The following is a 24,737-nucleotide window of genomic DNA, read 5'->3' on the forward strand; positions in this document are numbered from 1 at the left end:
CCATGGCCCAGGAACCGTTGTTGCGGGTCTTCGAGTTCGACCTGCCGGCGCAACCGCTGCAATCGGCGCTCGAGCAATACAGCAATGTCACCGGCAGTTCGGTGGTGTATCGCGCCGCGTTGGCGGTGGGGCGGCGTTCGGCCGCGGTCAAGGGAATCTATACGCCGGAGGCGGCTTTGCGCATGCTGATCGAAGGTTCGGGACTGGCGGCCGAATACACGGCCGCCAACGCATTCATCCTGCGACACGCCGCCCGCAAGGACCGCGCGACGTCCGCCACGCGCCGCGCCGACGGCAGCCGCGGCGCCTTCTACCGCAGCTACTACGGCGTGGTCCAGGCCGGCGTGCGCGAGGCGCTGTGCCGCAACCCCGCCACCCGTGCCGGGGACTACCGCGCGGCCATCAGTTTCGAAGTTTCGCCGATGGGCCGGGTGGAGCGGGCGCGCGTGCTCGATTCGACCGGCGACCGCGCCAAGGACGACGAGATCGTGCTGGCGCTGGATCAGGCCGTGTTCGACAAGGCGCCGCCACCGGACCTGCTGCAGCCGTTCGTGATGCTGGTCATGCCGCAGTCGCCGGAACACGACCGGGGCTGCCCGGCGTACTGACGCGCGCCGTCGATCCTTGCCCCGCGATCCATGATGCCCTCCAGCCTGTCGGTCCTGCGCGATTTCATGCTGCAACGCTACGACGACCTGAAGGCCCGCCTGACGCGGCGCCTGGGCTGCCCGGACCTGGCCAGCGACGCATTGCAGGACACCTGGCTGCGCCTCGAAGGCAAGGAGGAACTCGGCCCGGTCGACAGCCCGGGTCCCTATCTGATGCGCATGGCGGTCAATGTGGCGGTCGACCAGCAGCGCGTGGAAAACCGGCGCCTGACCGTCGCCGAGGCCGAGGTGCTGCTGCACATCGCCGACCCGGCACCCGGGCCCGAGCGTATCGCCGAGGGGCGCGCCGAACTCGATGCGCTGACCCGCGCGATGGGCGAGCTGCCGGCGCGCCAGCGCGACATCCTGCTGGCGGTACGGGTCGAGGGGCTGCCGCAGAACGACATCGCCGAACGGCTGGGCGTGTCGTTGCGCACCGTCGAACGCGAACTGCGCAACGCCCATGAGTACTGTGCGCGGCGAACACGTAAATTATTGTCACCATGAGGCGGGTTCCGGCTGCGAGAGTCGTCCTATGGATGTCAAGGGGAAAAACCGCGCGCCAACGCCCGCAGTGGCGGCGCGGCGGCATCGAGAGAGTGAGCAATGAAGACCGCAAGCCAGCCCGCCGATCGCAGACAGGCGGATATCGAACGCGAGGCCCGCGCCTGGATCCGCCTGATCGCGTCCGGGCAGGCCACGCTGCGCGAAGCCGATGCGCTCAGGCAATGGTGCGCGGCCAGCGAACGGCACGCCCAGGCTTTTGCCGCGCAGCGCCAGCTCTGGAGCCTGATGGCGCCCGCCGGCCTGGCGCTGCAACGGCAGCGCGCCCGCCAACCCGCCCGTGGCCCGGCGCAGGGCTGGGGCCGTCGCGCCTTCCTCGGCACGGCGCTGGCGGGCACTGCCGCCGCGGCCGTGGCGGCAGTGGTGGCGCCGCCCTTGCGGCTGTGGCCGGCGTGGGGCGAATGGCTGGCCGACTATCGCACCGACACCGGCGACCGGCGCCAGTTCGGCTTGGGCGAACGGGTGCAGGTGGACATGAACACCCAGACCAGCATTGCCTTGCGCTCGGAGCAGCCGGGCGCCTTGCGGGTCGAGCTGATCGCCGGCGAAGCCGCCTTCGACGGCCAGTCCTCGTCCGCCGCGTTGACCGTCGTGGCCGGGCGCGGCAGCGCCGAGGCCCGCGGCGCGCGCTTCGAGTTGCGCAACCTGGAAGGCACGGTCTGCGTCACCTGCCTGTCCGGCTCGGTGCGCGTAGCCCTGGGCAATGGCGCCACGGTGCTGGGACCGAACCAACGGCTGTTCTATGACCGGCGGGGCCTGGGCGCGGTGCAGCAGATCGATCCGGCCGAGACCTCGGCCTGGCGCCAGGGCTCGCTGGTGTTCCGGAACACGCCGCTGGCCGAGGTGGTGGCCGAGATCAACCGCTACCGCCGCGGCCGCGTGGTGCTGCTGGACGGCGCCCGCGGCGCCAGCGCGCTGAGCGGCCGCTTCGAGATCCGCGACACCGACAAGGTGCTGGTGCAGATCGAGAAGGCGTTCGGCCTGAGCGCCACGCACCTGCCGGGCAACGTGGTGGTGCTGGTCTGAGGCGCCGCGACGACGCCTTTGCCCGGCCTGGCGCGCGCGGTGGCGGGTTTGGCCCGCCCATGTCGTCCTAAGAAGGCAGGCCGCGCATATCCGCCATCGAGGGCGCATGCCGCGTCCGCGCGATGGGGAGCAGTCGTGTCGCGTAAACCGAATATCGGTATCCGGGAACTGAAGGAGAATCTGTCGGCGGTGGTGGATTCGGCATGGGAGCATCCCGTGTCGGTGCACCGTTACGGCTCGCCGTGGGTGTGGATCGTGTCGCACGAGGTCTGGTCGCGCAATACGCGCCGGGTCGAGTTCAATCCGGCCGGCCATCCGCTGGCCGCGTTGCGCGACCACGTCGATCGCGCGCTGGCGGCGAGCCAGCCGCGGCTGCACGCGGCCGCGATCCGCGCCATGCTGCGCATCGAGGCGCCGCCGCTGTTGCGGGCGCTGGTGATCCAGCTGCTCTATGGCATCGACACCGAGGCGGGCTTGCACGAGCAGGTCTCGTGCAACCTGCTGTTCCGCTGGTTCGTCGGGCTGTCGCTGGACCAGGAGATCTGGAGCCCGCAGGATTTCGGCCACGCGCTCGAACGGGCGCTGGCCAGCGCCGATATTGTCGACATCCTGGGGCGGGCGCTGGCCGGCGCGCCGGTCGCCCCCATCGAGCAGGCCACCGGCATCGCCCTGAACCGGGCGCTGCTGCGTGCCTGGCGCGAACGCGCCATCCGTCCTGATTAAAAAACCTGGCGGGTTCCGCCGCGCCGTGTCGTCTTAGGGGTACAGGCCGCGCCACACGCAGCGCGGCCAACCGGACATGGGCCCATCCGGCCCTGGGAGAGCGTTGTGTCGGCGACCGTCAACGTAGGCATGCTCGAACTGGATCGCAAGTTGTCCAAGGTGCTCGATTGCGCCAGGCAGCAACCCGTATCGGTGTCCCGCTACGGATCCCCGTGGGTCTGGGTGGTGTCGCACGAAACCTGGATCGGCCAGATCCAGCTGACCCGCTATGTGCCGCCGCGCCATCCGCTGGTGGCCTTGCGCGAGCACGTCGACGACACGCTGCGGGCGCATGCCGACCTGCTGCGCGCGGCCAGCGCCGAGTGCGGGCTGACGTTGGACGCCGCCATCCTGTGCCGCACGCATATCCTGCAATTGCTGTATCCGGCCGGCAGCAAACCGTATTTCCATGAACAGATCGCCTACAACCTGCTGTTCCGCTGGTTCGCCGGCCTGTCCGAAGGCAATGGCTGCGAATGCGCGCCCAGCTTCGATCAGGAACTGGAGGCGATCGCCGCGCATGCCGGCGTCGCCGCGCTGCTGCGCCAGGCGCTCGACGATGGCCTGCTGGCGCCCGCCAACTGGGCAATGCGCAAGCGGGCCGCCCAGCGTCCGGCCGGCACCGGACGGCGCCCGCTTGCGCCCGGGGGCAGGGCCGCCACGGAGAACCGCCATGTCCTTATGCCTTGAACCGGCGCCCCAGGCGCAGCGGCGCCGCGACGAATACTGCGCCGGCGGCGCCCTGGCGGCGCGTCCGCGGCCGGCCTGCCTGGGCGAATTCGTCGCGGCCAACTATGCGCGGCTGATGCAGGCGCTGCGCGGCCACCTGGGATGCGCCGACCTGGCCGCCGACAGCCTGCACGACGCCTGGCTGCGGCTGGCAGACGGCGCGGCGCCGCCAGCGCCCGCCATCGCCAATCCGGGCGCCTACGTGTTCCGCATGGCGTGCAACATCGCCATCGACCGGCTGCGCGCCGAACGGCCGTTCAGCGCCACCGACGTCGTGCTCGAAGACGTCGAGGACGCGGCGCCCGGCCCGCTGCGCATCGCGCAGGCGCGCTCGTCGATGCGCGGACTGATGCGCCTGATCGAGGCCTTGCCGCGGCAACAGCGCGAGATCTACATCGGCGTGCGCATCGAGGGCATGCTGCAAAGCGAGGCAGCGGCGCGCTACGGGGTGTCCGGCCGCATTGTCAGGCGCCATCTGCGCGATGCCCGCCAGCATGTCGAAAGCCAGGCGGCCCGGTTGCAGGCATGAACGGTCGCGCCGTCGCCCGGCCTTCGAGCGCCGCGCCGGCGCGCCCGGCACGCTCGCGGCGGACGCAGCGCGGCTTCACGCTGATCGAGTTGATGGTGGTGCTGGTGATCGTGGGCGTGGCCACCGCCGCGCTTGGCCTGAGCATCCGCTCCGACCCGGCGCGCCAATTGCGCGATGACGCCCAGCGGCTGGTCGAACGGCTGGCGGCGGCGCAAAGCGAGGTGCGCATCGATGGCCGCGCGATCGCCTGGCAGGCCGACGCCGACGGCTACCGTTTCGTGCGCGGCGCCTGGATGCTGGACGGGCCGGTGCCGGTGCTGGACCCGACGCGCATCGACGATTTCCCGCGCGATCCGGCGCTGCGGCCGCGGCAATGGCAGGCGGGACCGGTGCGGGTGGCGCCCGCCGTGCCGGTGCTGCTGACCCCGGAGTGGTTCGGGCAGCCGTGGCGCCTGACGCTGTCCAGCGCGGCGGGGCAGGTCGAAGTGCGCCGCGATGCCAACGGCCGCTTCCTGGTCCACTGAGCCGTCCGCCATGCAGCCGGAGCCTCGCATGATCCGTCGCGCGCCGCCGTCCCATCCGCCGCGCCCGCTGGCGCGGGCCGCGGGTTTCACGCTGCTGGAAATCCTGATCGCGCTGGCCATCGTCAGCGTGGCGCTGGCCGCCGTCATGCGCACCACCGGCATGCTGACGACCAACAACGGCGTGCTGCGCGAGCGCGCGCTGGCGCTGCTGTCGGCGCAGAACCGCCTGGTGGAACTGCAACTGGCGCCGCCGGCCCTGACCGCCAGCCGCGACAAGGCGGCCTGCCCGCAGGGCGCGCTGAACCTGGTGTGCGACAGCCGCTATGCCGACGCCCGCCAGGGCGCGCGGAGGGTCACGGTCGAGGTCTACCTGGACCAGCGCCCGACGCCGCGCCTGGCGACGCTGTCGGGAATCGTGGAGAACCGCCCGCCATGACCGGGCAGCGCCAGGCCGGCTTCACCCTGATCGAAGTCGTCATCGCCATCATGATCATGGCCGTCATCAGCCTGATCTCCTGGCGCGCCATCGACAGCGTCGCGCTGACCAGCCGCAGGCTCGACCAGCACACCGAGGAGGCGCTGGCGCTGCAGCGCGCCTTCGACCAGTTCGGGCGCGACATCGGTGCCCGCAGCCCGGACCTGGCCGAGTCCGCGGCGCCGGCCGCGCCCGAGGCGCAGGCGGCATCGGATGCGCAGGAGGCCGAGCCGCAGCCCGTGCTGCCGCAGTTGCTGCCCGAGGCGATCCGCGTGAGCGGGATGAAGACGCCGGCGCCACGCATCGACATCATCCGCGGCGCGCCCGGCCGGCCGGACGCGCGCCAGCGGGTGGTGTGGGAACGCCGCGGCGGCAACCTGATCCGCGCGGCGGGCACGCCGACCGCCCTGACGCCGCTGCCCGCGCCAGCGGCCGATGCGGCCACCGTCGTGCTGGACCAATTGCTGGATTTCAGCGTGCGGGCCTGGGCCCCGGGACGCGGCTGGGTGGCGTTGCCGGCGCAGGGCGAGCAGCCCGCGCAGGCGCTGGAACTGGTGATCTCGCGCGGCGTGCTAGGCCAGACGCCGCTGCGCTACCGGCGCGTGCTGTTGCTGCATTGAAGCGCCGTCGCGCAACTGACGCACAGGCCGCGTAGCATCGATCGAGTCGATATGTTCAATGCGTTCGATGCGTTCAACACGCCGGCGCGGCGGCCTGCCGCGCGACTGCCCGGATTCACGGGTCCTCCAACCAGGAGCTTGCCGCCATGGCCTTGAACTTGCGTGTCGCCCCTTCCCACGTGGCCAGCCTGGCGGGCGCGGCCGCCCTGGTCGCCGGGCTGGCCTGGTGGGGCTGGCGCCTGAGCCAACCCGTCACGTCCGCGCCCGTCGTCGCGGTGCCGGCCGTCGCGGTGACGGAAGACGGCGCCGCCGAGGTCGCGGCCTGGATGGCGCCCGGTCCGGCGCGGCTGGATGTGCGGGTGGCCGGCGCGCTGGCCGGCGCAGGCCGTGGCGCGGCCGTGCTGTCGGTCAATGGCGGGCCGGCGCAGGCCTACGCCATCGGCGACCGGCTGACCCGGTCGGCGCGCCTGGTGGGCATCGATGCGCAGGGGTTGGTGGTCGAGCATGGCGGGCGCGAAGTGCGCCTGCCGTTGCCGGTGCTGGCCGGCGACGACGGCGAAGGCATCAAGCGCGTGCCGATGCCCTGACGCCGCGCCGCGGGCGCGGGCTACAGGCCCAGTTCGGACAGGCCCGGGTGGTCGTCCGGCCGGCGGCCCAGCGGCCAGCGGAACTTGCGATCGGCTTCCTGGATCGGCAGGTCGTTGATGCTGGCATGCCGCTGGATCATCAGGCCGTCTTCGCCGAATTCCCAGTTCTCGTTGCCATATGAGCGGAACCAGTTGCCGGAGTCGTCGCGCCACTCGTAGGCATAGCGCACCGCGATGCGGTTGCCGCCAAAGGCCCATAGTTCCTTGATCAGCCGGTACTCAAGTTCCCTGGCCCATTTGCGCGCCAGGAAGGCGCGCGCCTCATTGCGATTGCGGACGAATTCGGCGCGGTTGCGCCAGCGCGTGTCCAGGCTGTAGGCCAGCGCCACCTTGTCGGGGTCGCGGCTGTTCCAGCCGTCTTCGGCCAGGCGGACCTTCTGCACCGCGCTGGCGTGCGTGAAGGGAGGAAGAGGAGGGCGGGAAGCGGCGGGGGATGTCATCGGGGATACCTCACGGGAGGGGCACGGAAAGGCGTCGCGGCGAACCGGGACGGAAAGGGCAAGCGGGGCGGGCGCCACGGTCAGCCGGATTGGCCGAGCAAAGCGGCCGCGGCCCGGCCGGCGCTGTCGGCGATGGCGGGATCGCGCGTGACCAGCGCCACCGCGATCGCGCCATCAATGAGCACCAGCAACTGCGCGGCGGCCTCGTCGGGGTCCGGCAATGCGGCGGCGCGGGTCAGCGTCCGCACGTACTCCAGCAGGCGGGCCTTGTGCTCGCGCGCCACCGCCAGGATCGGGCTGGCCTCGTCACCGATCTCTCCGGCCGCGTTCAGGAAAGCGCAGCCGCGAAAATCGTCGGTGCCGAACCATTCCCGCAAGGCGTCGAACATCGCCAGCAGCCGGGCGCGAGGGGCCTGCGCCCGCGAGCTGGCCGCGACGAACCATTGCATCCACCGCTCGTCGCGCGCCCGCAGCGCCGCCGCCACCAGGGCGTCCTTGTTTGGATAGAGCCGGTACACCTGCTTGCGCGCCACGCCCGAAGTCCTGACGATCAGGTCCATGCCGGTGGCATGGATGCCGCCGGCGTAGACGAGTCTTTCGGTCGCCTGCAACAGGCGCTGGCGGGTGTCCGGGGAAGGAAGGGCGGTATCTGAAGGCATGGAGAATGATCGTTCTCTTCAAGGTTGCGCCATGTTAGAACGACCGTTCTCCCGCCGTCAAGCGCTGGAACAGGGCTTGCTGCCCGACAGGACACCCGCCGCGCGGCATGGCGGGTTCGATCCACCGGCCATACGGGAGCCCCCGCCATGAAGTTCACCAAATCCACGGGCGCCAAAGCCCAGGGCGATGCCATCGTTTTCAGCCTGGACGTCAACGGCGTTACCCGTCAGTTCGAAATCTCGGGCGATGTGCTGCGGCGCCGCTTCGGCGCCCGCGACGACAGCGCGGCCGAGTTGCTGCATGCGTTCGAGAACGGGGCGGACGCGGTGCGCGATGCGGCCAGCCAGGCGCGTTCGATTCCCACCGAGGGCGTCATCCCGCTGGGCGCGGGCGATTTCGACTGATCACGTCCCGGCCTCGCCGGTGATGACCGTCGCGGCAACGCCGGGATACGTTGCGGCCGCGGCCGCCACCGCTTCTTCCTGGGTCGCGTAGCGGCCGTCGTGCTCCTGCACGCCCATCAGGTCGATACGGCGAAATGCCCATTCGCGGTCGGCATGCTGAAAGACTTCGATGATCATGGGAGATCCTCGTCGCAGGGGTGGCGGGCCCGGCCGCCCCGGGTTGGCCCTGGAGGCGGTTCAGCCGCCAAAAGTGAGGGGGATCCACCGGCCAGCAAGCCGCATGCCGCCGCCCTGACGCGCGGTCCGAGCGCTCGCTTGCTATCAATTTGCTTGCAATATCTGTCAATTAATACTAAAATTGCATTATCGTCGCTCAAAAATCGATGCGAAAAACAATCCGCCGCCCCGGCGGGTTATCACATCCGCGCCGAGTCCCCAGGGCCACGCCCTGGCGCCCGTTCCTGATGCCTCCCTCGCATTTCCGCCAGCATCCCGGGCGCGCTGGATACCCGAGTCGTGCGCCTGCGCGGGGCAGGCCGACATCGCCACAGGAGTACGCACATGTCCCAACCGATGAGCAAGAAATCGCGCTTCGAAGTTCCGCCGCTGAACTGGAAGGCGCCCGACACCCGTCCGGATCCTGAAACCCAATCCCGCCCGGAAAGCACCGAGGCCGCCCAGGACAAGAACGCCGCCCGCGTTCCCGCCTGACCCCCCGGCATTCCCATCGCCGCGTCGCTTGCCGACGCGGCTTTTTTTTTGGCCCCCCCCCCGGATGATGCGGCGCAGCCGCGCCGTCGTGGCGCCCGGTCAGCCGACTTCGCCCGGCACGACCCGGTTCTTGCCGTCCATCTTGGCGCGATAGAGCAATTCGTCGGCGCGGCGGAAAAGGGCGTCGGCCGCCTCGGCGTTGCGCCAGGATGCGTAGGCCACGCCAAAGCTGGCGGTCAGCGTGAATACCGCGCCGTCCTGCGCCGTGACCCGCGCCTGCGCGATGCGCCGCCGCATGCGCTCGGCCGCCTGCACCGCATGATCGGCCGCGCCGACATGGCAGAGCACGGCGAATTCCTCGCCGCCCACCCGTGCCACCACGTCGGCCTGGCGCCAGGTCTGGCGGCACAGCCCGGCCACGGTCTTCAAGGCCTCGTCACCGCTGGCGTGGCCATGGGTGTCGTTGATGCCCTTGAAATCGTCGATATCGAACAGGATGAAGGCCAGCACCGCATCGGTGCCGCGCCATTGCGCCAATGCCTGTTCGAGACGGCTTTCGAAGGCGCGCCGGTTCAACAGGCCGGTCAGGAAGTCCGTCTCGGCCATGACCGCCAGGTCCACGATCAGCCGGTCGCGCTCCAGCTCGGCCTGCCTGCGGGCCGCCGCGTTGTCCTTGAGCACGCTCAGCGCCTCGAACATGCCGTTGACTTCGCCGCGATATTTGCCGACCGGGATGGTGGCGGCTGGCGTGCCGTCGGCGATCGCGCCGATGATGCGGGTCGCCTGCACGAACGGACGGATCACGCGCCGCCGGAACTGCCGCAGCGACAGCATCAGCGCCGCCGCCAGCGCGGTGGCCGCCACCAGCGTGATGAGCAGCAGGCGCATCGCCTGGGCGCGGTGCGCGCGCATGCTCTGTTCCATCTGGTCCAGCATCAGGTCGCGAAACTGGCCGATGGCGTGCATCAGCGGCACATAGGCCGCGGCCAGTTCGCGGGTGGTGAGCCTGGCGCCGCCCGGTTGCAGCGCGGCCATGTCGCGCACCTCTTCCAGGTAGCGCATGCCCTCGTCGAAATAGAAATGCCGCATGTCGTTGTAGGCCAGCGAGGCGCGCAGGTCCGGCCGCGTGGCCATGCGCGTCTCCAGCAGGTCGCGCAATTGATCGATGCGCCCCAGCACTCGTTCGATCCGATATTCATCCGCTTCGGTCAGTTGGCGGTGCTTGGCCAGCGCCGGCGTAAAGGCCGACCCCAGCAAGCCGGCCTGTTCCCGCAGTTCGCTGGCCAACAGGGCCAGTGTCAGCAGGTTGGGCGCATCGGCCTCGTTCTGCATCACCACGCCGACGCTGGCGGCCATGGCGGCCTGCAATTCGGGCACCAGCGCCACCATGCCGTCGACCACGGCCTGCACGCGCAGGCCTGACACGTCGGCGCGTCGCGTGGCGATGACGATATCGGCCTGTTCGCGCGCCTTGAGCAAGGCGTGGCGAATACGCTGCACGTTGGTGAATTCCCTGGCGCTGTTGGGGCTGAGCGGCGCCCGGTACAGCGCCAGCAGCTCGGCGATGCTGGTGTCGCTGCGATCGCGCGCCTGCTGCAACGTATCCAGCATGGGTTGGGCGACCGGGTAATCGGCGCCGAGCGCGGCGTTCATGGGGCCGCGCTCGGCCGACACCATTTCCATCGCGACGACCGTCGCGCGCACCACGCCGAACGCCCGCATGGCATCGGTGCTGGCAAGATAGGCGGTGCGGCTCTGGATCAGCAGGATTCCGGTCAGGACCGACATCGGCAGCACCACGCCGGCCGCCAATATCAGGAAATAGCGTTCCAGCGACTTGATCGAAAATCTACTGCGCAACATACGGGTAAGCCGGCCTGATGCGATGTGACTGTGCGCGCAGGATACTGTAATTGCGCGGCCCTCAGGCCCGGCGCGGGCGGCATGCGCGATTATCTTTGGCGGCAACGCAACAGTATGTCAATCGAATACAGGCGGTTGCGCAAAGATATGAAATCAATTCGTTTCATTGCCGCGCGCCCACGCCAATCACGGCCGTTCCAGTATTCGCGGCCCCGGGCCCTCGCGGCCCAGCACGTCGTCGGGATTGCGTAGCGGACAGTCCTTGAGCGACAGGCAGCCGCAGCCGATGCAGGTATCCAGCTCATCGCGCAGCCGGGTCAGCTTGCGGATGCGCTCGTCCAGGTTCGCGCGCCATTGCGAGGACAACTGCTTCCATTGGGCCGGGGTCAGCTTGTTGCTGTCCTGCGGAAAGCGCGCCATCGCTTCGCGGATTTCCTCCAGTGGAATGCCGGTGCGTTGCGCGACCTTGATGATGGCGATGTAGCGCAGCACGATGCCGGGAAAGCGTCGCTGGTTGCCATCGCTGCGCGAGCTGTGGATCAGCCCCTTGGATTCGTAGAAGTGGATGGTGGACACCGGCACGCCGCTGCGCCGGGCGACTTCGCCCACTGTCATGACGCGCGTGATATCGATCGGCTTGTCGCCACTCATGGGTGTTGACCTCAAGTTAGGTTGAGGTCTTATAGTCGCTCGCGCCAGATTTGGCAACCCGGTCCGGTGCGCGCGGCTCCTTTGCCGGCGCGCCGCGCCGGGCGTATCCGCCACCAGGAAAGCACCCATGCAGCTCCCGCAGCACCTCGATTCCCTGCTTCAGAGCAATTGGCTCTGGTTCATCGCCCGGCTTTGCCTGGCGGTGGTGTTCATCGCCTCGGGCGCCGCCAAATTGATCGATTTCGAGGGCGGCGTGGCCGAAATGCGCGCCGCCGGCCTGGAGCCGGCGCGGTTCTTCAATATCGCGGTGGCCGTGCTGATGCTGGCGGGGTCGGCGCTGATTCTGGCGGATCGCGCCGTGTGGCTGGCGGCCGCCGCGCTCAGCGTGTTCCTGGCCCTGACCATCGTGATCGTGCACGCATTCTGGCGCCTGCCGGAGGCGCAGGCCAGGCTGGCCCTGTTTTTCGCGCTGGAGCACGTGTCGGTGATCGGCGGCCTGCTTTGCGCCGCCATCGCCAGCCACGCCCGGAACTAGGGCGTGCCGTGCAGCACCACCCGGTTGCGGCCCTGCTGTTTGGCGGCATACAGCGCGGCATCGGCGGCGTGGAAAGCCTGCAGCACCTCCGGTCCACTGGTCGGCCATTGGGCCACCCCGGCTGACACCGTGATGCCGCCGACCAGGTCGATTTCGCGTTCGGCGGTGCGTTGGCGCAGCCGCTCGGCCACGATCACCGCCTCGGTCGGCGCCACGCCCGGCAGCAGGATGAGGAATTCCTCGCCGCCGTTGCGACAGAGGATGTCGCTGGGACGCGAGCAATCGCGCATCAGTTGCGCCACGTCCTGGATCACCTTGTCTCCCACCGTGTGGCCATACGTGTCGTTGACGCGCTTGAAGTGATCGATGTCCAGCGCCACCACGGCAAAGGGCGTGCCGGCCGCCTGCAGGTGGTCCACCGCGTCCTGCGTGCCGCGCCGGTTGCGCAGGCCGGTCAGTGGATCGGTGATGCTGGCCAGGTTCAGCTTGCCGATCTTCTCCTGCAGGCTGGTGAAGCTCCAGATCACCGCGCGCTTGAGGCGTTCGGCCTCGAAATACCAGGCCCTGACGGATTTCACGCGCTGCATCGCCACCGCCACGTCGTGATGCTCGACATTGGTGGCCAGTTGCGACAGCGGCAGGGATATCTGCCGGGCGCACCACCAGATGGCCAACAGGAACACCACCGCCAGCGGCGCGGCGTATCCCAGCAGCGCCCACAGCAGGTCGCGGATCGGCTCCAGCGTCACGGCGGTGGGCCGCTGCGCCACCACGCCCCAGCCGCTGGCCGGCACCGGCGCGTAGCCGGCCAGCATGTCCACGCCGCGCGAGTTGGTCACCCGGCTGGCGCCGGCCTGGCCCTCGATCACCGCCTCGATTACCGGATTGCCCGTCACCACCTCGCCGACCCGCGCCGGGTCCGTGTGATAGATCAGGCGGCCGTCGCCGTCCACCACGTAGAGATAGGAGCCGTCGGTGTAATGGTGGCGCCCCAGCAGGTCCTCCAGCGCGCTTTCCTTGCGCAGGTGCAGGGTGCCGGCGACATAGCCCAGATAGCGGCCATCCGTCGAGAAGATCGGGTAGGACAGGTTGATCAGCAGATTGCCGGCGATCGATACGTAGGGCTTGCTGATGGCCGGGTGGCGCGCCTGCAGCGCGGCGCGGCTGCCGGGGCTGTCGACCCGGGTGCCAAGGAAACTGCGGAAGTTCTGCGTCGTCGCCAGGATCAGCCCGTCGGCGCCGACCACGCCAACCGAATTGAAGGTCTCGCTCTGTTCCTGCACCCGCAGCACTTCGGCCGCCAGCAGCCCGGGCGAGTCCATGTGCGCGGCGATATGGCGCGCGCTGTAGCCCAGCTGGCGCTGCGCCGCCTTGAGAAAGCCGCCGGCGCTTTCCGCCAGCTTGGCGGCGTAGACCCGGTTCGATTCCAGGGTGTTGGCGATGAGTTGCTCACGCTGCAGGCGGTAACTCGCATACAGGGCGTTGGCGGTGGCGGCGATGGCGCTGAACACCGTGAGCGCGAGCACCAGCCCGCGGAGATTGATTCGCATGGAAGACACAGCAGGCTTGGACCTCGGGCACGCGCAGCGCCCCCCCGGGCGTCGGCAGCCGCAATTGTATTCAAGTGCGCGCCGGGCGGCTCAGGCGTCGGCGGGCCGGGGCGGCGGGGCGCGCCCGTCCTCGGCGTCGAGCAGGCGCGCCGCGCGCGATTGCGTCGCGGCGCCGGCGCGGTGGTAGCCCATCACCGTCGCCACGCTGGCGTGGCCCGTCATGGCCATGGTTTCCGCCAGCGGCACGTTCTGGCGCCCGGCCTCGGTGACGAATCCCGACCTCAGGCTGTGCGCCGAAAAGGGCTCGTCCAGTCCCGCCAGCCGGCTGCGCTTGACCACGATGTCACGGACCGCCGCGGCCGCCAGCGGCTCGCCGATCACGCCTCCGCGCCGCACCCGGCGAAACAGCGGCCCCTCGGTGATGCGGGCCGCGGCCAGCCAGGCATCCAGCGCGAGCGCGGCGGCGCCAACGATGGGCTTGATGTTGTCGGCGCGGGCGGCGCCGCCCTGATTGGTCTTGGAATGCGCCAGCGCGTACAGGTAGCCCTGCGGCGTGCGCAGCGTATTGGCGGTGGTGGCGCGCACCACTTCGGATCGGCGCCGGCCGCCGCTGGCCCAGGCAAAGAGCAGCAATGCACGGTCCCGCAAGCCCTCGAGCGAATCGTCGCAGGTGTCCAGCAGCGCCTGCAGCGGCGCCTTGGTCAGGGCCGGCTTGCGCACGGGCAGGGCGCCGCGCCGGGCGTAGGCGCGCCGGGCGCGCGCCAACAGCGTGGCCACCTGTTCGTCGCGGCAGGGGTTGACCAGATCCTGCAGGGCGTGCGCTTTCGACAGCACCGCGATGCGGTGCAGCACCGTATTCAGTGAAAGCGGTCCCGGACGCGCCTTGACGCCTTGCGCCACCAGGCGCCGGTCGATGTCGTCCGGCAGGCCGTGCCGCAATCCGTCGGTTCCCTGGACTTGCAGGTGATCGACCACGAACCGCACCACGGCGGGCGCCGCCACCGGCAACGCCAGGGGCTGGCCGAAGCGCAAGGCGAACCAGGCCGCCCAATAACGCATGGCGGCCCGGTAGGCCGATTCGGTATTGGCCGAACTGCCCTCGCGCAACAAGGCGCGGACCGCGGCCTCCGTGGCCGGGTCGAGGCCGGACGGATCCAGGGGCGCGGCCGCCGGCGACGGCGCGGCGGGCAGCGGGAGCGGGAGCGGCGAGGGCGGCTGGAGGGGGGGCATGCGAGGGCGCGGCTTCACGGCCGAATGGCTGAACCGCAATTGTGCCCGATCCGCCCGCGCCGCCGGCGGCAATCGCGCCAGCATTGTTACTCCCCGCCTGGCGGGCTCCCGCGGCACCATGTCAGTCAGAAGGCGCGGGCATGCCGCCGACAGCATGCGCAGACGGAAACCAAGGAGAGGACGATGACTTCACACAGGATAGGGACGCGCCAGGAATGGCTGGCGGCGCGGCTGGCGCTGCTGGACGCCGAAAAGCGCCTGACGCGCGCCAGCGACGAGGTGGCGCGGCAGCGGCAGGCGCTGCCATGGGTGCGCCTGGACAAGTCGTACCGTTTCGATACGGACAGCGGCGCCGCGACGCTCGCCGACCTGTTCCAGGGGCGGTCGCAGTTGCTCGTGTATCACTTCATGTTCGGACCCGACTACAAGGCCGGTTGCCCCTCGTGTTCGTCGATCGCCGACGGTTTCAACGGCATCGTCACGCACCTGGCCCACCACGACGTCATGCTGTGGGCCGTGTCGCGGGCCCCGCTGGAGAAGCTGCAGGCCTACAAGCACAGGATGGGCTGGACGTTTCCCTGGGCCTCGTCCGCCGGGAGCGACTTCAATTTCGATTTCAACGCCTCGTTCACGCCGGCCCAGCAGCAGTCCGGTCCGGAATACAACTTCCGCCGCGACGACCCGGTGATGAAAATGGCGACGGCCTCGGCGCCGCCAGCCGAATTCGTGACGTGGGCCGGCACCACCGGCACCGACCTGCCTACCTACATGCGAGAAAGGGAAGGCCTGAGCGCGTTCGCGCTTGAAGATGGCGTCGTCTACCACACGTACTCCGCCTATTCGCGTGGCACCGACGCCATCTGGGGCATGTATGCCTGGCTCGATCGCGCGCCCAAGGGCCGCAACGAGGACGGGCTGTGGCTGCGCCGGCGCGATGAGTATGGCGATGCCGCTGCGGCGCGGAACGTCCGGCCATGAGCGGCGCCGACCTCGGCACGCGAGCCAGCTCGGAAGGCCGTGACGCCGCTCGCGTCGGGATACGCATCGGCTCCGCTGCGCACGGACTCTGTCTGGCCGCCACACCGGTCTTTGCGCTGATGGCGCTGTGGAGCGCGGTGCGCGGCGCCGGCGCCATGCCGGGACTGTGCGGCGGCGCGGACGCCGGCTGGCTCGACAGCATGACCAGTATGTACGCGCTGATGAGCCTGCTGCATGCCGCCCCCTGGCTGCGGCGCATCGCCCGCCGGGGTTCGCGCGCGCCACGCCTGCGGTCACGCTGAGGAGGGCGGGCGCGACGGGAAGAAGGCTGGGCGCCACTCGCGTGGTTTCTGTTGACCTCAACCAAACTTGAGGTTGTACAGTGCCGCGCCTTTCGCTTGGCAAGCCGGGCCCATGCCTGGCTTCACTCCCTTTGTCCATTCGCATCGTGGACACAGGGCTTCCCGTCGTTTCCTGGAGTTTCGTGCATGCATCAACGCATCGGGCTGGTTCTGGATAGTCATTGGCTGTGGGTCGCCACGCGCCTTCTGCTGGCATTGATATTTCTTTCTTCCGGCGTGGCCGGGATCCTTGACGCCCCGAACGCCCTGGAGGTCTGGCGCCCCGGCCTGCCGGATCCGGGCCGGTTGTTCCATGTCGTCGCGGTCGCGATCCAGGTCTGCGGCGCGGTGCTGCTCATGTTGGGTCGCTGGCTGTGGCTGGGCGCGGCGGCATTGGCGGCCTTCCTGCTGGCGAGCGTGCTGGTGTTCCACCCGTTCTGGAAGTTCGAACAGCCCCTGGCGGCGATGCATATGCAGTGGGCGTTGAAGGACATCGCGCTGGTGGGCGGCCTGCTGGCCCTGGCGATTGCGGATCGGTTCAGGCGTCGGCTGCGCACGGCGCTGGAACTGTATGCCGGCGTGTCGCCCCGGCCGCGCTCAAGCTGATGCGCCCGCCGGCGTGGACAGGCGCGCCACCGTCGCCAGCAGGTCGTCCGGATGCACCATCAGGGACCGCGCCAGCTGGCGCATGGCAGCCAGGTTCAGCACCGGTCGCCAGCGGGGATCGTGCCGCAACGCCTGCCAGAGCGGAGCCAAATCGTTCTTGTCCATCGCGCGGCCTTCGCTCAAGGCGGCGGCATAGGCCAGGCAGGAAGGGGCGGAAAGCAGTTGCATCCGGCTGGCCGCGTGCAGTCCCGCAGGGGCGGCATCGACCGGCGCGTCGCTGCAATACAGCACTTGCTGCGCCAGTGTCGCTTCCGTGACGGGCAATGCCGCCAGCGATGCCCCCCGCACCTGGATCATGCCTTGCTGCGTGGAGAACGCATACGCCTGCCCGGGCTGCGCGCGCGCCAGCAGGCGCAGGCCACGCAACAGGCGCGGCAGGTCGGTAGTGGCCGCCTCGACCGAGGCCTTGGCTTCGACCATCACGCACACGTCCCACAACGGCGCCGGATCGGCGCGCCGCAACAGCACCCCGTCCCATTCGGTCTTGGCTCGGTCGGCATCCGCAGCCAGTCCCGCCGGCACGCGCAACGACGTGACGACGCGGTAGCGCGGCTCGGCGGCGCTCGCCTGCGGCCCTTCCGCCTGATCCAGATAACGCGCCACGGCTTCCAGCGCGCGCGCGGCCATCGCCTCGACGGCCACGCCCCGCTGCCGGGCCAGCAGCGCCTGGGCGCTGGCCTCGTTGCTGCCCGCCCGCGGCCCCAGCCTGGCGCGCAGGGATTCATACCGTTGTACCGCCGGGGCCGCGGCCAGCGCCTCGCCGCGGCACAATCGGGCCAGCGCCGGGTCGTCGCGCAGCGTCCGTAGCGCCGACGCCAGGTCATCGAGGGTGGTGACCTGCGGCATGGACGACAGGGCCCTCGCGGCCTCGGCAACCTCCCGCCATGCGCCCGTCGTCGTCGCGGCATGCAGTTGCGCCAGCAGTTCTCGCGCCGGGCCCGGCGCCAGGCGGGCGGGCTTGCGCGGATGCGCCAGGGCGTCGGCCGTCGTGCGCATCTTGCGGCTGTCGGCCGCGGCTTCACGCCGCAAGGCCAGATAGGCGCGCACCTCGGGTTGCCGGTACGCCAGCACCGCCGCCTGGAAGGCGGGATCGCCGCCGTCCGGCCGCAGGGCATCGCGGACCAGCCCATCCAGCGCGGTCAGGAACGCGTCGCGCCACGACGAGCCGGGCTCGCCGCCCGCGCTGACCACGGCCTGCAGGCGTTCGATGATCCGCGCCAGCGCGCCGGCATGATCGTGCGTCGCGGGGCCGGCCGTCGCCCCGGACACGCGGTAGCGGCGCGCAACAGCGTGCAGGATGGCGTGAAGCGGGGCGGTGGTCGGCATGGGAGAAGGATCCGGGCGGCGCCCGGGCGGGGTCGGCGCCAATGACAGCCGTAGGCTATCACGGGGCGGCTGACGGCCCGCGCTTCTTCGATACGCTGGCGTTGCCGCCGGCCGAGGCGCAGCAACGCTTCGCGGCCCGCATGGCAGCCCGTGTGCCGGGCCGCAGCGATTGCAACATTTCGCCGTTGTCGCGCCTCTGCTCTTACAATCGGCATCGATTTGCCGCCCCCCTCGCGCGGCGTGCAGGCGCGCGGGAACCGCACATCGTCCAACCTGGTACGCGCGGATCGATCCGCGGGATGCCCTCTACGCTCGCGCAAGATGAAAAACAAGCCCTTCCATCGACTGGTACTGCCGATCGCCGTCCTTTCCACGACGACGGCATGGCCCGCGTTCGCCGCGCCCGGCGACATTGTCAGCGGCGGCGGCCGGGGCGGCAGGGGAGGCAATGCCGAGTACGGCGATGGCGGTGGCGGTGGCGCGGGCGGCGTGGCCGGAGGCGGCGGAGGCGGCGGCGGCGGCCAGGGCGGCGTGCTGCCGGTTCCACGCGTCGACGGCGGTGGCGGCGGCGCCGGCGCGACACTGTCGACGCCTGCTGGCGTGGGAGCCGCTGGCGGCTCCTCCGGCTCTGCCGCCGGAGGAATAGGGGGGTTCCTGTTTGGTGACAACCTGACCTCGGGCGGCGGCGGCGGCGGGGGCGCCGCGTCCGTGAGCGGTCCTGGCGGGCGCGGAGGCGACAGCCTGACGCCGAACGTGGGGGGCAATCTGAATGGCAGTGCCAGCACGGTATTGTCCAACGCCGAGTCTGGCGCGGACGGCCAGGCAGGCGAAGAGCAGGGCTTCAATGCTGGCGGCGGTGGCGGCGGCGGCGGCCAGGGAGGGCTCGTCCTGACCGCGCCCGGCGCGATGCTGGACACGGCGGGTTACCGGATTCGCGGAGGCAGCGGCGCCAAGGGAACCATGGCGGGCGGTGGCGGTGGCGGTGGCGGCGCCGGCCTCGTGTTGATCACGGGCGGCGCCATTCAAAATAGCGGCTCCGAGATCACGGGCGGCGCGGGTGGCAACACCGACCTTGGCGTCGGCGCGAACGGCGGCTCGGGCGGCGCGGGCGTATTCCTGGTCGACGGCGGCACCCTGTCCAACATCGCAGGCAACGTGCAGGGGGGCGCTGGCGGCAATGCCAACAACGGCGCGGACAACAGCGGCGGCAACGGCGGCGCCGGCGTACTCGCCAATCGCGGGACGATCGCCAACGGCGCCAACATCGGCGGCGCGTCGGCTGGCGCGGGAGTCTTTGGCGGCGTCGGCGGCGACGGCATCGTCGCCAATGGCACCACCATCAGCAACCAGGGAAGCGGGCGGATCGCGGGCGGCTCGGGTGGCACGTCGTTCGGCGCCTCGGCCGCTGGTGGCGAGGGCGGGGCGGGCGTGCGTTTCATCAACGCCGGCGGCTCGCTGGTGAACGCCGGCATGATCCTGGGCGGCAATGCCGGATCGTCTTCGAGCTTTGTTGCCGCAAGTGGCGGCGCGGCGGTCGTTGCGCAAGGGGGCGTGCAGATCACCAACAGCGGCACGCTGGTCGGCGGCTCAGGCAGCTTCGGCCCGCGGGCCAATGCCGTGGAGTTCAGCGGCGGCGGCAATCGCCTGACATTGATGGCCGGGTCCGTCATCGTCGGCAACGTCGTGACGAACAGCGGCGCCGGGCCGGCCGGCGACGTGCTGGCGTTGGGAGGCGATACGACCGATACCAGCACGACCTTCAATGTCGGCCAGCTCGGCACGGTCGGCAGTGGCAGGCAGTACCAAGGTTTCGAGAATCTGGAGAAAACCGGCGCCAGCCTTTGGACGCTGACGGGCGTCAACGCCGGTCTTGCGTCGTGGACGCTGCGTGCCGGCACGTTGGCAATAGCGTCGGATGCCGCGCTTGGCGATCCGGCAGGCTCCTTGACGCTGGACGGCGGCACATTGCGCAACACCACGGCGATCGTAGCCACGCGTCCGGTGCAGGTGCGTGCCGGCGGCGGGACGCTGGAGACCCCGCAACCCCTGACGCTGCAGGGTGCGCTCGGCGGCAACGGCGCGCTCGTCAAGACGGGCGCGGCCACGTTGACATTGAATGGCATCAGCACCTACACCGGCGCGCTCGCCCTGCAGGCAGGCAGGCGGGTTGGTGGTGGGCGATTCGAGCCATGCGGCGGCGGTCCTGCCGGCGGTCGTGACCGTAGGCAATGGCGCCACTCTCGGCGGCCAGGGGACGATTGGTGGCGTCATGGTCGCTTCCGGTGGCGTCATCGCGCCGGGCAACTCTATCGGGACGCTCAATGTGTCGGGCAATCTCACGCTGGCGCCGGGGGCGGTGTACCAGGTCGAGGTCGATTCCAGCTCGACGGCCAGTGATCGCATCGCCGTCGGCGGCACCGCCACCCTGGGCGGATCGGTGGTACACATCGGGCCGGACGGCAATTTCAGTACGACGCGCGACTACGTCATCGTGACGGCGGCCGGCGGCGTCGCCGGCGGCTTTCAGAGTGTCGCCAGCAACTACGCCTTCCTGGATCCGCAGCTGAGCTATGGCGCCAACGCCGTCACACTGCGGATGCAGCTCAAGCAGGTGCCCGGCGTACCGGGCGCGGGCACTGGCGGTAACGGAAACAATGGCGGTAACGGAAACAATGGCGGCGGCACCCGACCGATCCGCTTCGCCGACGCCGCCACTACCCGCAACCAACGCGCCGTCGCCAATGCCGTGCAGACCCTGCCGCAGGACAACGCGGTCTACGCGCGCGTTCTCAATCTGCCGGCGGGCATGCCGCCCGCCGCTTTCGACGCCTTGTCGGGCGAAGTGCATGCCAGCGCCAGCGCGGTGCTGCACGGAATCGCCGATACCGTGGCCAGCCTCCCCGTCGACCGCTTGCGCAACAACCTGCACGCTGGCCAGACGCCTGGCGCGCCGACCGCGCAGCGCGCCACCGGCGTCGCGACAGCGGACGGCGGCGCGTCCTTGCCGCGGTCGGCCGTCCAACCGCTGTGGGCCCAGGTATTCGGCAATTGGCGCAGCCTGCGCGACGACGGCAATGCTGGCCGGGTGCGCAATTCAGAGGGGGGCCTGTTCGTGGGAGGCGACCAGGCGTTGCCCGGCGGCTGGCGCCTCGGCGGCGCTCTCGGCTACACCGGCAACCATGTCTCGCAACGCGATCGCGCTTCGACCGCGGACATCGACAGCTACAGCGCCACGCTCTACGGCGGCAAGGCCTTCCAGGCCGGCGCGGGACAGATCGAATGGACGGCGGGCCTGGCCTATACCTGGCACGATATCGATACGCGCCGCGACACCGGCGCGTCCGGCCTGGCCCAGACGTTGAAAGCCGGCTATCGCGCCAGCACCGCGCAGGTATTCACCGAACTGGGTTATCGGCTCGCTCTGAACGACAACGTCGCGCTGCAGCCGTTCGCCGGCGTCAATTACAGCGACCTGCGCGCGCGCGGATTCTCGGAATCAGGCGGCTCGGCGGCGTTGGAGGGCGAACGCCAACGCAATGCCGTCACCACGACCACGCTCGGCTTGCGCGGCGAGTCCCGTTTCGAGTCCGCCGGCCGGCCCGGGCGCGTGCATGCCATGGCCGGCTGGCGCCACGCCTTCGGCGATCTGACTCCCGCCGCCACCCTGGCGTTCAATGGCAGCGCGCCATTCACCGTGGCCGGCACGCCCCTGGCGCGCGACGCGGCCGTGATCGGGCTGGGGATCGACATGCGCGTGACGCCGGCTACCACGGTCGGCGCGGCCTATAACGGTCAGTTCGGCGGCGGCAACACCCAAAACGCGGGTAGTCTGAATGTCGCCTGGCGCTTCTGACCGCGCACCTCGGTAAACGCCGATGGTCGGCGTCGCGGGCGTCGGCCAGGCAACCCCGCCGGCGTCAACGCTCGCCGATACGCCGTACCGTCTCCTCGATCGAAGCGCCAGGCCGCTCAACGGGCCGGCGCGATGCCCCCGCATACCGGGAACGGATCGGATGCCGCTAGCGGCAGGTAAACGATTGGCCGAGCGCCTCGCTCACCAGCGGGGCGGCATTCTCATCGAGACGGCTGGCGGGCAGCGCGGCAAGATAGGTGTGCACGCGGTCCTTCAGTTCGTGGGGCAAAACGCCGCCGCGGGCGCACCAGAGCGTGCCTTGTGTCTGGTCGGCGATTCCGAGGATATAGGCCTGCGCATACGCGGCTGAGAACCGGCGAGCCAGCGCCGCGTCGTGGATTTCGGAGGGCATCCGCCCCGCAAGCGCCGCGGCCAGCTCGGAGCCGGTCAGGTGCCAGGCCCTGGCCGCCTGCGCCTGACCGAGGGCGGACGTCGACAGCATGATCACCAACACGAGGCGTTTCATTGGCGGCTTCCCCTGGTTCGGACCAGCAAGACCGGTCGATGCGATGCGTGAGAGACGCATGGGATGGTAGCACCCCGTTTTCAGCGAAGCGAAGACAGTCACTGCGGGGAATATAAAAACATACATATGCTGTATGATATAAAACTAATACTAGTAATTACTCACGATAAGATTCCATTATCGTGAGTAATCTGCCCATCTCTGCCCAGGAAACTCCGCCATGGCAACCGGAATCACCGAACAGGACGTCTGGCGCGCCGCCGATGCCTTGCTGCTGGAAGGCGCGCGCCCCACCATCGAGCGCGTGCGCCAGAAGATCGGCCGCGGCTCGCCCAATACGGTCAGCCCGCACCTGGAAACCTGGTTCCGCGCATTGGGCGCCCGGATCCAGGACCCGGGAGCTTTCGCCGCGCCGACGCCGGTGCCGCAGCCCATCGCCCAGGCCGCCGCGCACTTCTGGGAGGCTGCCCTGTCGGCGGCCAGGGCCGACCTTGCCGCCGCCAATCGCGAACGCGAAGACGCGCAACGGGCGGAAGACCAGCGCCTGGCCGACCTGGCCGCGCAATTGGCCCGGCGCGAGGCGTTGCTGGCCAGCCGCGAGCGCGACCTGGAAGAAGCCCTGAAAGTCGCGACCGGGCAGTTGGCGGCAACGGAAGCGCGCCTGCGCACGGCCGAAAGCCAGCTGCGCCAGCGTGACGAGGCGCTGGCCCACGGCCAGCAGCAGCTTGCCGATGCGCGCGCCGCCTTGCTGGCCCAGGTAGCCGATGCCGAACGCGGCCGCCAGGAGCAGGCCGAGGCGCTGGCGGCCGCCCATGCGCGCCACGCGGCGCATGAACGCCGCTGGCTCAACGATCTGGACGCCGAGCGCGGCAATGCCAAGCGCCTGCAGGCGCGCCTGGAAGACCTGCTGGCGGCCCGCCAACAGCAGGCCGAGCAGTCGCGCCAGGCCCTGGCGCAAGCGGCCGAGCGCCTGCATGCGGCCGAGGCCGAGGCCGCTGAGCGCCTGCGTGTAGCCGAATCCGAGGCCGCCGCGCAACTGCGCGCGGCGCAGGCCGAGGCCCAGGCGGAGCAGGGCCGGCGGCTGGCCGAGCTGGCCACGGCGCGGGAAGCGCTGCAGGCATCGCGCCGCCGCGAGCAGGAACTGGCCCAACGCCTGACGGCCGCCGAAGCGCAGCAGGCCGAATTGATGGCGCAACAGAAGGCCCGCGACGCGCAGCTGCTGGAACTCACGCGCCACCTGATTTCCGCCCCCGCCGCGCCGCCGCCAGCGTCTGGCGGCGGCGCCGCCTGAGGCCGCGCCGCGCTCGCCGAAGTTCGGATAAATTCATACACGGCCAATCCGCCGCCTGGAGCCCAGCTTGAACCCGAACCCACGTCCGCCCGCGGATCTAGCGCGCAATCTGCTCGTCGTCGTCATCCTCTCGGCGCTGATGATCGGCAGCCTGTATGTGCTCAAGCCGTTCCTGTTCGGATTGATCTGGGCCACCACCATCGTGGTGGCGACCTGGCCGGTGATGCTGGCGGTGCAACGGCGCTGCGGCGGCCGCCGCTGGCTTGCCACCGTGGCCATGCTGATCGTGCTGCTCGTGGTGATCGTGCTGCCGCTGTACCAGGCCATCTCGACGCTGGCCCTGCATGGCGGGGCCATCATGACCGCGATCAAGGGCCTGCCCGACTATGCGCTGATGGCGCCGCCGGGCTGGGTGCGCGGCATTCCGCTGGGCGGCGAGCGCATCGCGCATGAATGGCAGGCGCTGGCCGACGCCGGCGCCGGCGGCCTGCTGGCGCGGCTGGAGCCGTACATCACCATGGCGGCCAAGTGGCTGCTGAGTAATGCGGCCATCGTCGGCGTGTTCGTGATGCACATGCTGATCACCATCGTCATTGCCGGCATTCTCTACAGCCAGGGCGACGTGGCGGCGGATTTCATGCAGCGCTTCGCCAACCGGCTGGCAGGGCACCGTGGCGTGGCGGCGATCCGCCTGGCGGGCCTGTCGATCCGCGCGGTGGCGCTGGGCATCGTGGTGACGGCCGTGGTGCAGTCGGCGCTGGGCGGCCTGGGCCTGTGGATCGCCGGCGTGCCGGCGGCAGGCATCATCACGGCCTTGATGCTGATGCTGTGCCTGGCGCAACTGGGGCCTTTCCTGCCCCTGCTTGGCGGTGTGATCTGGCTGTTCCAGAACGACATGAAAGTGGCGGCGGTCCTGCTGCTGGTATGGGCGGTGCTGGTCACCATGCTCGACAACCTGCTGCGGCCGCTGCTGATCAAGCGCGGCGTGAACCTGTCGATGCTGCTGATCCTGGCCGGGGTGCTGGGCGGCATGTTTGCCTTCGGCATTGTCGGCCTGTTCATCGGCCCGGTGATCCTGGCGGTGACCTCCACACTGCTCAAGGCCTGGGTCGACGAAGTGCCGCCGCCGGCCGCCGACGCGTCGCTGGCGGCTCGCCCGTCCGTCGAGCCCTGAGCCGCGCAAACTGTC

General features: G+C 70.1%; 29 protein-coding genes. 20 read left to right on the forward strand and 9 right to left on the reverse strand.

What is annotated here, in order from left to right; all coding sequences use genetic code 11:
* The first annotated feature begins 2 nt into the window (after window positions 1–2).
* The 10 genes from ACUTAG_RS29795 to ACUTAG_RS29840 all read left to right on the forward strand — a co-directional run bounded on the left by ACUTAG_RS29795 (window position 3) and on the right by ACUTAG_RS29840 (window position 6,463).
* A complete protein-coding gene (locus tag ACUTAG_RS29795; protein WP_026384976.1) occupies window positions 3–608 on the forward strand; it encodes a TonB family protein in 606 nt (201 codons plus the stop codon).
* A gap of 30 nt (window positions 609–638) precedes the next feature.
* Window positions 639–1,154, forward strand: coding sequence for an RNA polymerase sigma factor (locus tag ACUTAG_RS29800; RefSeq protein ID WP_006384896.1), 516 nt, complete (start codon window positions 639–641; stop codon window positions 1,152–1,154).
* Window positions 1,155–1,253: 99 nt separating this feature from the next.
* The gene (locus ACUTAG_RS29805; protein WP_148318984.1) at window positions 1,254–2,237 is read left to right on the forward strand and encodes a FecR family protein; all 984 of its coding nucleotides are present in this window, start codon (window positions 1,254–1,256) and stop codon (window positions 2,235–2,237) included.
* Between the two features lie 135 nt (window positions 2,238–2,372).
* Window positions 2,373–2,960, forward strand: a complete 588-nt coding sequence (locus ACUTAG_RS29810) for a transposase (protein ID WP_024068830.1) — start codon at window positions 2,373–2,375, stop codon at window positions 2,958–2,960.
* 105 nt (window positions 2,961–3,065) lie between these two features.
* The gene (locus ACUTAG_RS29815; protein WP_020927632.1) at window positions 3,066–3,689 is read left to right on the forward strand and encodes a transposase; all 624 of its coding nucleotides are present in this window, start codon (window positions 3,066–3,068) and stop codon (window positions 3,687–3,689) included.
* Window positions 3,673–4,257, forward strand: a complete 585-nt coding sequence (locus ACUTAG_RS29820; protein ID WP_020927633.1) for an RNA polymerase sigma factor — start codon at window positions 3,673–3,675, stop codon at window positions 4,255–4,257. The genes ACUTAG_RS29815 and ACUTAG_RS29820 overlap by 17 nt, the downstream gene beginning before the upstream one ends.
* Window positions 4,254–4,781, forward strand: a complete 528-nt coding sequence (gene gspH / locus ACUTAG_RS29825; RefSeq protein ID WP_006384582.1) for a type II secretion system minor pseudopilin GspH — start codon at window positions 4,254–4,256, stop codon at window positions 4,779–4,781. The genes ACUTAG_RS29820 and gspH overlap by 4 nt, the downstream gene beginning before the upstream one ends.
* Window positions 4,782–4,809: 28 nt before the next feature.
* Entirely contained in the window at window positions 4,810–5,217 is a 408-nt protein-coding gene (gene gspI, locus ACUTAG_RS29830) for a type II secretion system minor pseudopilin GspI (RefSeq protein ID WP_148318982.1), read from the forward strand.
* A complete protein-coding gene (locus ACUTAG_RS29835; protein ID WP_148318980.1) occupies window positions 5,214–5,876 on the forward strand; it encodes a PulJ/GspJ family protein in 663 nt (220 codons plus the stop codon). The genes gspI and ACUTAG_RS29835 overlap by 4 nt, the downstream gene beginning before the upstream one ends.
* Window positions 5,877–6,022: 146 nt before the next feature.
* Window positions 6,023–6,463, forward strand: coding sequence for a type II secretion system protein N (locus tag ACUTAG_RS29840; protein WP_049057944.1), 441 nt, complete (start codon window positions 6,023–6,025; stop codon window positions 6,461–6,463).
* Window positions 6,464–6,483: 20 nt separating this feature from the next.
* Here ACUTAG_RS29840 and ACUTAG_RS29845 read toward each other — a convergent pair whose 3' ends face one another.
* Window positions 6,484–6,963: a nuclear transport factor 2 family protein gene (locus ACUTAG_RS29845; protein WP_148318977.1), complete on the reverse strand. Its 480-nt coding sequence runs from the start codon at window positions 6,961–6,963 to the stop codon at window positions 6,484–6,486.
* A gap of 80 nt (window positions 6,964–7,043) precedes the next feature.
* Complete coding sequence (locus ACUTAG_RS29850; RefSeq protein WP_006384450.1) at window positions 7,044–7,622, reverse strand: TetR/AcrR family transcriptional regulator; 579 nt, start codon at window positions 7,620–7,622, stop codon at window positions 7,044–7,046.
* Window positions 7,623–7,769: 147 nt separating this feature from the next.
* On the opposite strand from ACUTAG_RS29850, the gene ACUTAG_RS29855 reads away from it, so the two are divergent.
* Complete coding sequence (locus tag ACUTAG_RS29855) at window positions 7,770–8,027, forward strand: DUF1488 family protein (protein WP_058664409.1); 258 nt, start codon at window positions 7,770–7,772, stop codon at window positions 8,025–8,027.
* Here the strand turns inward: ACUTAG_RS29855 and ACUTAG_RS29860 are convergent, their stop codons facing one another.
* The gene (locus tag ACUTAG_RS29860) at window positions 8,028–8,204 is read right to left on the reverse strand and encodes a hypothetical protein (protein WP_006384452.1); all 177 of its coding nucleotides are present in this window, start codon (window positions 8,202–8,204) and stop codon (window positions 8,028–8,030) included.
* A gap of 384 nt (window positions 8,205–8,588) precedes the next feature.
* On the opposite strand from ACUTAG_RS29860, the gene ACUTAG_RS29865 reads away from it, so the two are divergent.
* Window positions 8,589–8,738 (forward strand): hypothetical protein, encoded by a 150-nt coding sequence (locus ACUTAG_RS29865; protein ID WP_162838310.1) that lies wholly within the window; start codon window positions 8,589–8,591, stop codon window positions 8,736–8,738.
* A gap of 99 nt (window positions 8,739–8,837) precedes the next feature.
* Here the strand turns inward: ACUTAG_RS29865 and ACUTAG_RS29870 are convergent, their stop codons facing one another.
* Window positions 8,838–10,601, reverse strand: a complete 1,764-nt coding sequence (locus ACUTAG_RS29870; RefSeq protein WP_047990756.1) for a GGDEF domain-containing protein — start codon at window positions 10,599–10,601, stop codon at window positions 8,838–8,840.
* 186 nt (window positions 10,602–10,787) lie between these two features.
* Window positions 10,788–11,252, reverse strand: coding sequence for a redox-sensitive transcriptional activator SoxR (gene soxR, locus ACUTAG_RS29875; protein ID WP_006384454.1), 465 nt, complete (start codon window positions 11,250–11,252; stop codon window positions 10,788–10,790).
* A gap of 127 nt (window positions 11,253–11,379) precedes the next feature.
* On the opposite strand from soxR, the gene ACUTAG_RS29880 reads away from it, so the two are divergent.
* Window positions 11,380–11,787: a DoxX family protein gene (locus tag ACUTAG_RS29880; RefSeq protein ID WP_054444854.1), complete on the forward strand. Its 408-nt coding sequence runs from the start codon at window positions 11,380–11,382 to the stop codon at window positions 11,785–11,787.
* Here the strand turns inward: ACUTAG_RS29880 and ACUTAG_RS29885 are convergent.
* A complete protein-coding gene (locus ACUTAG_RS29885) occupies window positions 11,784–13,337 on the reverse strand; it encodes a sensor domain-containing diguanylate cyclase (RefSeq protein ID WP_047990758.1) in 1,554 nt (517 codons plus the stop codon). The genes ACUTAG_RS29880 and ACUTAG_RS29885 overlap by 4 nt on opposite strands.
* Window positions 13,338–13,427: 90 nt before the next feature.
* Window positions 13,428–14,447, reverse strand: coding sequence for a site-specific integrase (locus tag ACUTAG_RS29890; protein ID WP_394817544.1), 1,020 nt, complete (start codon window positions 14,445–14,447; stop codon window positions 13,428–13,430).
* Window positions 14,448–14,750: 303 nt separating this feature from the next.
* On the opposite strand from ACUTAG_RS29890, the gene ACUTAG_RS29895 reads away from it, so the two are divergent.
* The 3 genes from ACUTAG_RS29895 (at window position 14,751) to ACUTAG_RS29905 (ending at window position 16,492) form a co-directional block, all read left to right on the forward strand.
* Window positions 14,751–15,545, forward strand: coding sequence for a DUF899 domain-containing protein (locus ACUTAG_RS29895; protein WP_148318975.1), 795 nt, complete (start codon window positions 14,751–14,753; stop codon window positions 15,543–15,545).
* Window positions 15,542–15,847, forward strand: coding sequence for a hypothetical protein (locus tag ACUTAG_RS29900; RefSeq protein ID WP_047990761.1), 306 nt, complete (start codon window positions 15,542–15,544; stop codon window positions 15,845–15,847). The genes ACUTAG_RS29895 and ACUTAG_RS29900 overlap by 4 nt, the downstream gene beginning before the upstream one ends.
* A gap of 186 nt (window positions 15,848–16,033) precedes the next feature.
* Entirely contained in the window at window positions 16,034–16,492 is a 459-nt protein-coding gene (locus tag ACUTAG_RS29905) for a DoxX family membrane protein (RefSeq protein WP_148318974.1), read from the forward strand.
* Here ACUTAG_RS29905 and ACUTAG_RS29910 read toward each other — a convergent pair.
* Window positions 16,484–17,878 carry a hypothetical protein gene (locus ACUTAG_RS29910; RefSeq protein ID WP_047990763.1) on the reverse strand — a complete coding sequence of 465 codons (1,395 nt, stop codon included), beginning with the start codon at window positions 17,876–17,878 and terminating at the stop codon, window positions 16,484–16,486. The genes ACUTAG_RS29905 and ACUTAG_RS29910 overlap by 9 nt on opposite strands.
* Window positions 17,879–18,199: 321 nt before the next feature.
* Between ACUTAG_RS29910 and ACUTAG_RS29915 the strand changes: the two genes are divergently transcribed.
* A complete protein-coding gene (locus ACUTAG_RS29915; protein ID WP_446650434.1) occupies window positions 18,200–20,275 on the forward strand; it encodes a hypothetical protein in 2,076 nt (691 codons plus the stop codon).
* Window positions 20,235–21,731: an autotransporter outer membrane beta-barrel domain-containing protein gene (locus ACUTAG_RS29920; protein WP_446650459.1), complete on the forward strand. Its 1,497-nt coding sequence runs from the start codon at window positions 20,235–20,237 to the stop codon at window positions 21,729–21,731. Before ACUTAG_RS29915 ends, ACUTAG_RS29920 begins: the two co-directional genes overlap by 41 nt.
* 166 nt (window positions 21,732–21,897) lie before the next feature.
* Here the strand turns inward: ACUTAG_RS29920 and ACUTAG_RS29925 are convergent, their stop codons facing one another.
* Window positions 21,898–22,257, reverse strand: a complete 360-nt coding sequence (locus ACUTAG_RS29925) for a Rap1a/Tai family immunity protein (protein ID WP_047990765.1) — start codon at window positions 22,255–22,257, stop codon at window positions 21,898–21,900.
* Window positions 22,258–22,477: 220 nt separating this feature from the next.
* Here ACUTAG_RS29925 and ACUTAG_RS29930 point away from each other — a divergent pair, with 220 nt between their 5' ends.
* The gene (locus ACUTAG_RS29930) at window positions 22,478–23,548 is read left to right on the forward strand and encodes a DNA-binding protein (protein WP_148318968.1); all 1,071 of its coding nucleotides are present in this window, start codon (window positions 22,478–22,480) and stop codon (window positions 23,546–23,548) included.
* A gap of 67 nt (window positions 23,549–23,615) precedes the next feature.
* Window positions 23,616–24,722 (forward strand): AI-2E family transporter YdiK, encoded by a 1,107-nt coding sequence (gene ydiK / locus ACUTAG_RS29935; RefSeq protein WP_049054692.1) that lies wholly within the window; start codon window positions 23,616–23,618, stop codon window positions 24,720–24,722.
* The last annotated feature ends 15 nt before the right edge of the window (window positions 24,723–24,737 follow it).

Source organism: Achromobacter sp. CSND-B12 (assembly GCF_052906545.1).

Coding starts and splice junctions, on each gene's coding strand:
- gspH (WP_006384582.1), top strand. CDS start 4,254: ATGAACGGTCGCGCCGTCGCCCGGCCTTCGAGCGCCGCGCCGGCGCGC.
- ACUTAG_RS29925 (WP_047990765.1), bottom strand. CDS start 22,257: ATGAAACGCCTCGTGTTGGTGATCATGCTGTCGACGTCCGCCCTCGGT.
- ACUTAG_RS29910 (WP_047990763.1), bottom strand. CDS start 17,878: ATGCCGACCACCGCCCCGCTTCACGCCATCCTGCACGCTGTTGCGCGC.
- ACUTAG_RS29860 (WP_006384452.1), bottom strand. CDS start 8,204: ATGATCATCGAAGTCTTTCAGCATGCCGACCGCGAATGGGCATTTCGC.
- ACUTAG_RS29800 (WP_006384896.1), top strand. CDS start 639: ATGATGCCCTCCAGCCTGTCGGTCCTGCGCGATTTCATGCTGCAACGC.
- soxR (WP_006384454.1), bottom strand. CDS start 11,252: ATGAGTGGCGACAAGCCGATCGATATCACGCGCGTCATGACAGTGGGC.
- ACUTAG_RS29900 (WP_047990761.1), top strand. CDS start 15,542: ATGAGCGGCGCCGACCTCGGCACGCGAGCCAGCTCGGAAGGCCGTGAC.
- ACUTAG_RS29795 (WP_026384976.1), top strand. CDS start 3: ATGGCCCAGGAACCGTTGTTGCGGGTCTTCGAGTTCGACCTGCCGGCG.
- ACUTAG_RS29880 (WP_054444854.1), top strand. CDS start 11,380: ATGCAGCTCCCGCAGCACCTCGATTCCCTGCTTCAGAGCAATTGGCTC.
- ACUTAG_RS29930 (WP_148318968.1), top strand. CDS start 22,478: ATGGCAACCGGAATCACCGAACAGGACGTCTGGCGCGCCGCCGATGCC.
- ACUTAG_RS29850 (WP_006384450.1), bottom strand. CDS start 7,622: ATGCCTTCAGATACCGCCCTTCCTTCCCCGGACACCCGCCAGCGCCTG.
- ACUTAG_RS29845 (WP_148318977.1), bottom strand. CDS start 6,963: ATGACATCCCCCGCCGCTTCCCGCCCTCCTCTTCCTCCCTTCACGCAC.
- gspI (WP_148318982.1), top strand. CDS start 4,810: ATGATCCGTCGCGCGCCGCCGTCCCATCCGCCGCGCCCGCTGGCGCGG.
- ACUTAG_RS29820 (WP_020927633.1), top strand. CDS start 3,673: ATGTCCTTATGCCTTGAACCGGCGCCCCAGGCGCAGCGGCGCCGCGAC.
- ACUTAG_RS29885 (WP_047990758.1), bottom strand. CDS start 13,337: ATGCGAATCAATCTCCGCGGGCTGGTGCTCGCGCTCACGGTGTTCAGC.
- ACUTAG_RS29805 (WP_148318984.1), top strand. CDS start 1,254: ATGAAGACCGCAAGCCAGCCCGCCGATCGCAGACAGGCGGATATCGAA.
- ACUTAG_RS29865 (WP_162838310.1), top strand. CDS start 8,589: ATGTCCCAACCGATGAGCAAGAAATCGCGCTTCGAAGTTCCGCCGCTG.
- ACUTAG_RS29895 (WP_148318975.1), top strand. CDS start 14,751: ATGACTTCACACAGGATAGGGACGCGCCAGGAATGGCTGGCGGCGCGG.
- ACUTAG_RS29905 (WP_148318974.1), top strand. CDS start 16,034: ATGCATCAACGCATCGGGCTGGTTCTGGATAGTCATTGGCTGTGGGTC.
- ACUTAG_RS29835 (WP_148318980.1), top strand. CDS start 5,214: ATGACCGGGCAGCGCCAGGCCGGCTTCACCCTGATCGAAGTCGTCATC.
- ACUTAG_RS29855 (WP_058664409.1), top strand. CDS start 7,770: ATGAAGTTCACCAAATCCACGGGCGCCAAAGCCCAGGGCGATGCCATC.
- ACUTAG_RS29840 (WP_049057944.1), top strand. CDS start 6,023: ATGGCCTTGAACTTGCGTGTCGCCCCTTCCCACGTGGCCAGCCTGGCG.
- ACUTAG_RS29870 (WP_047990756.1), bottom strand. CDS start 10,601: ATGTTGCGCAGTAGATTTTCGATCAAGTCGCTGGAACGCTATTTCCTG.
- ACUTAG_RS29915 (WP_446650434.1), top strand. CDS start 18,200: ATGAAAAACAAGCCCTTCCATCGACTGGTACTGCCGATCGCCGTCCTT.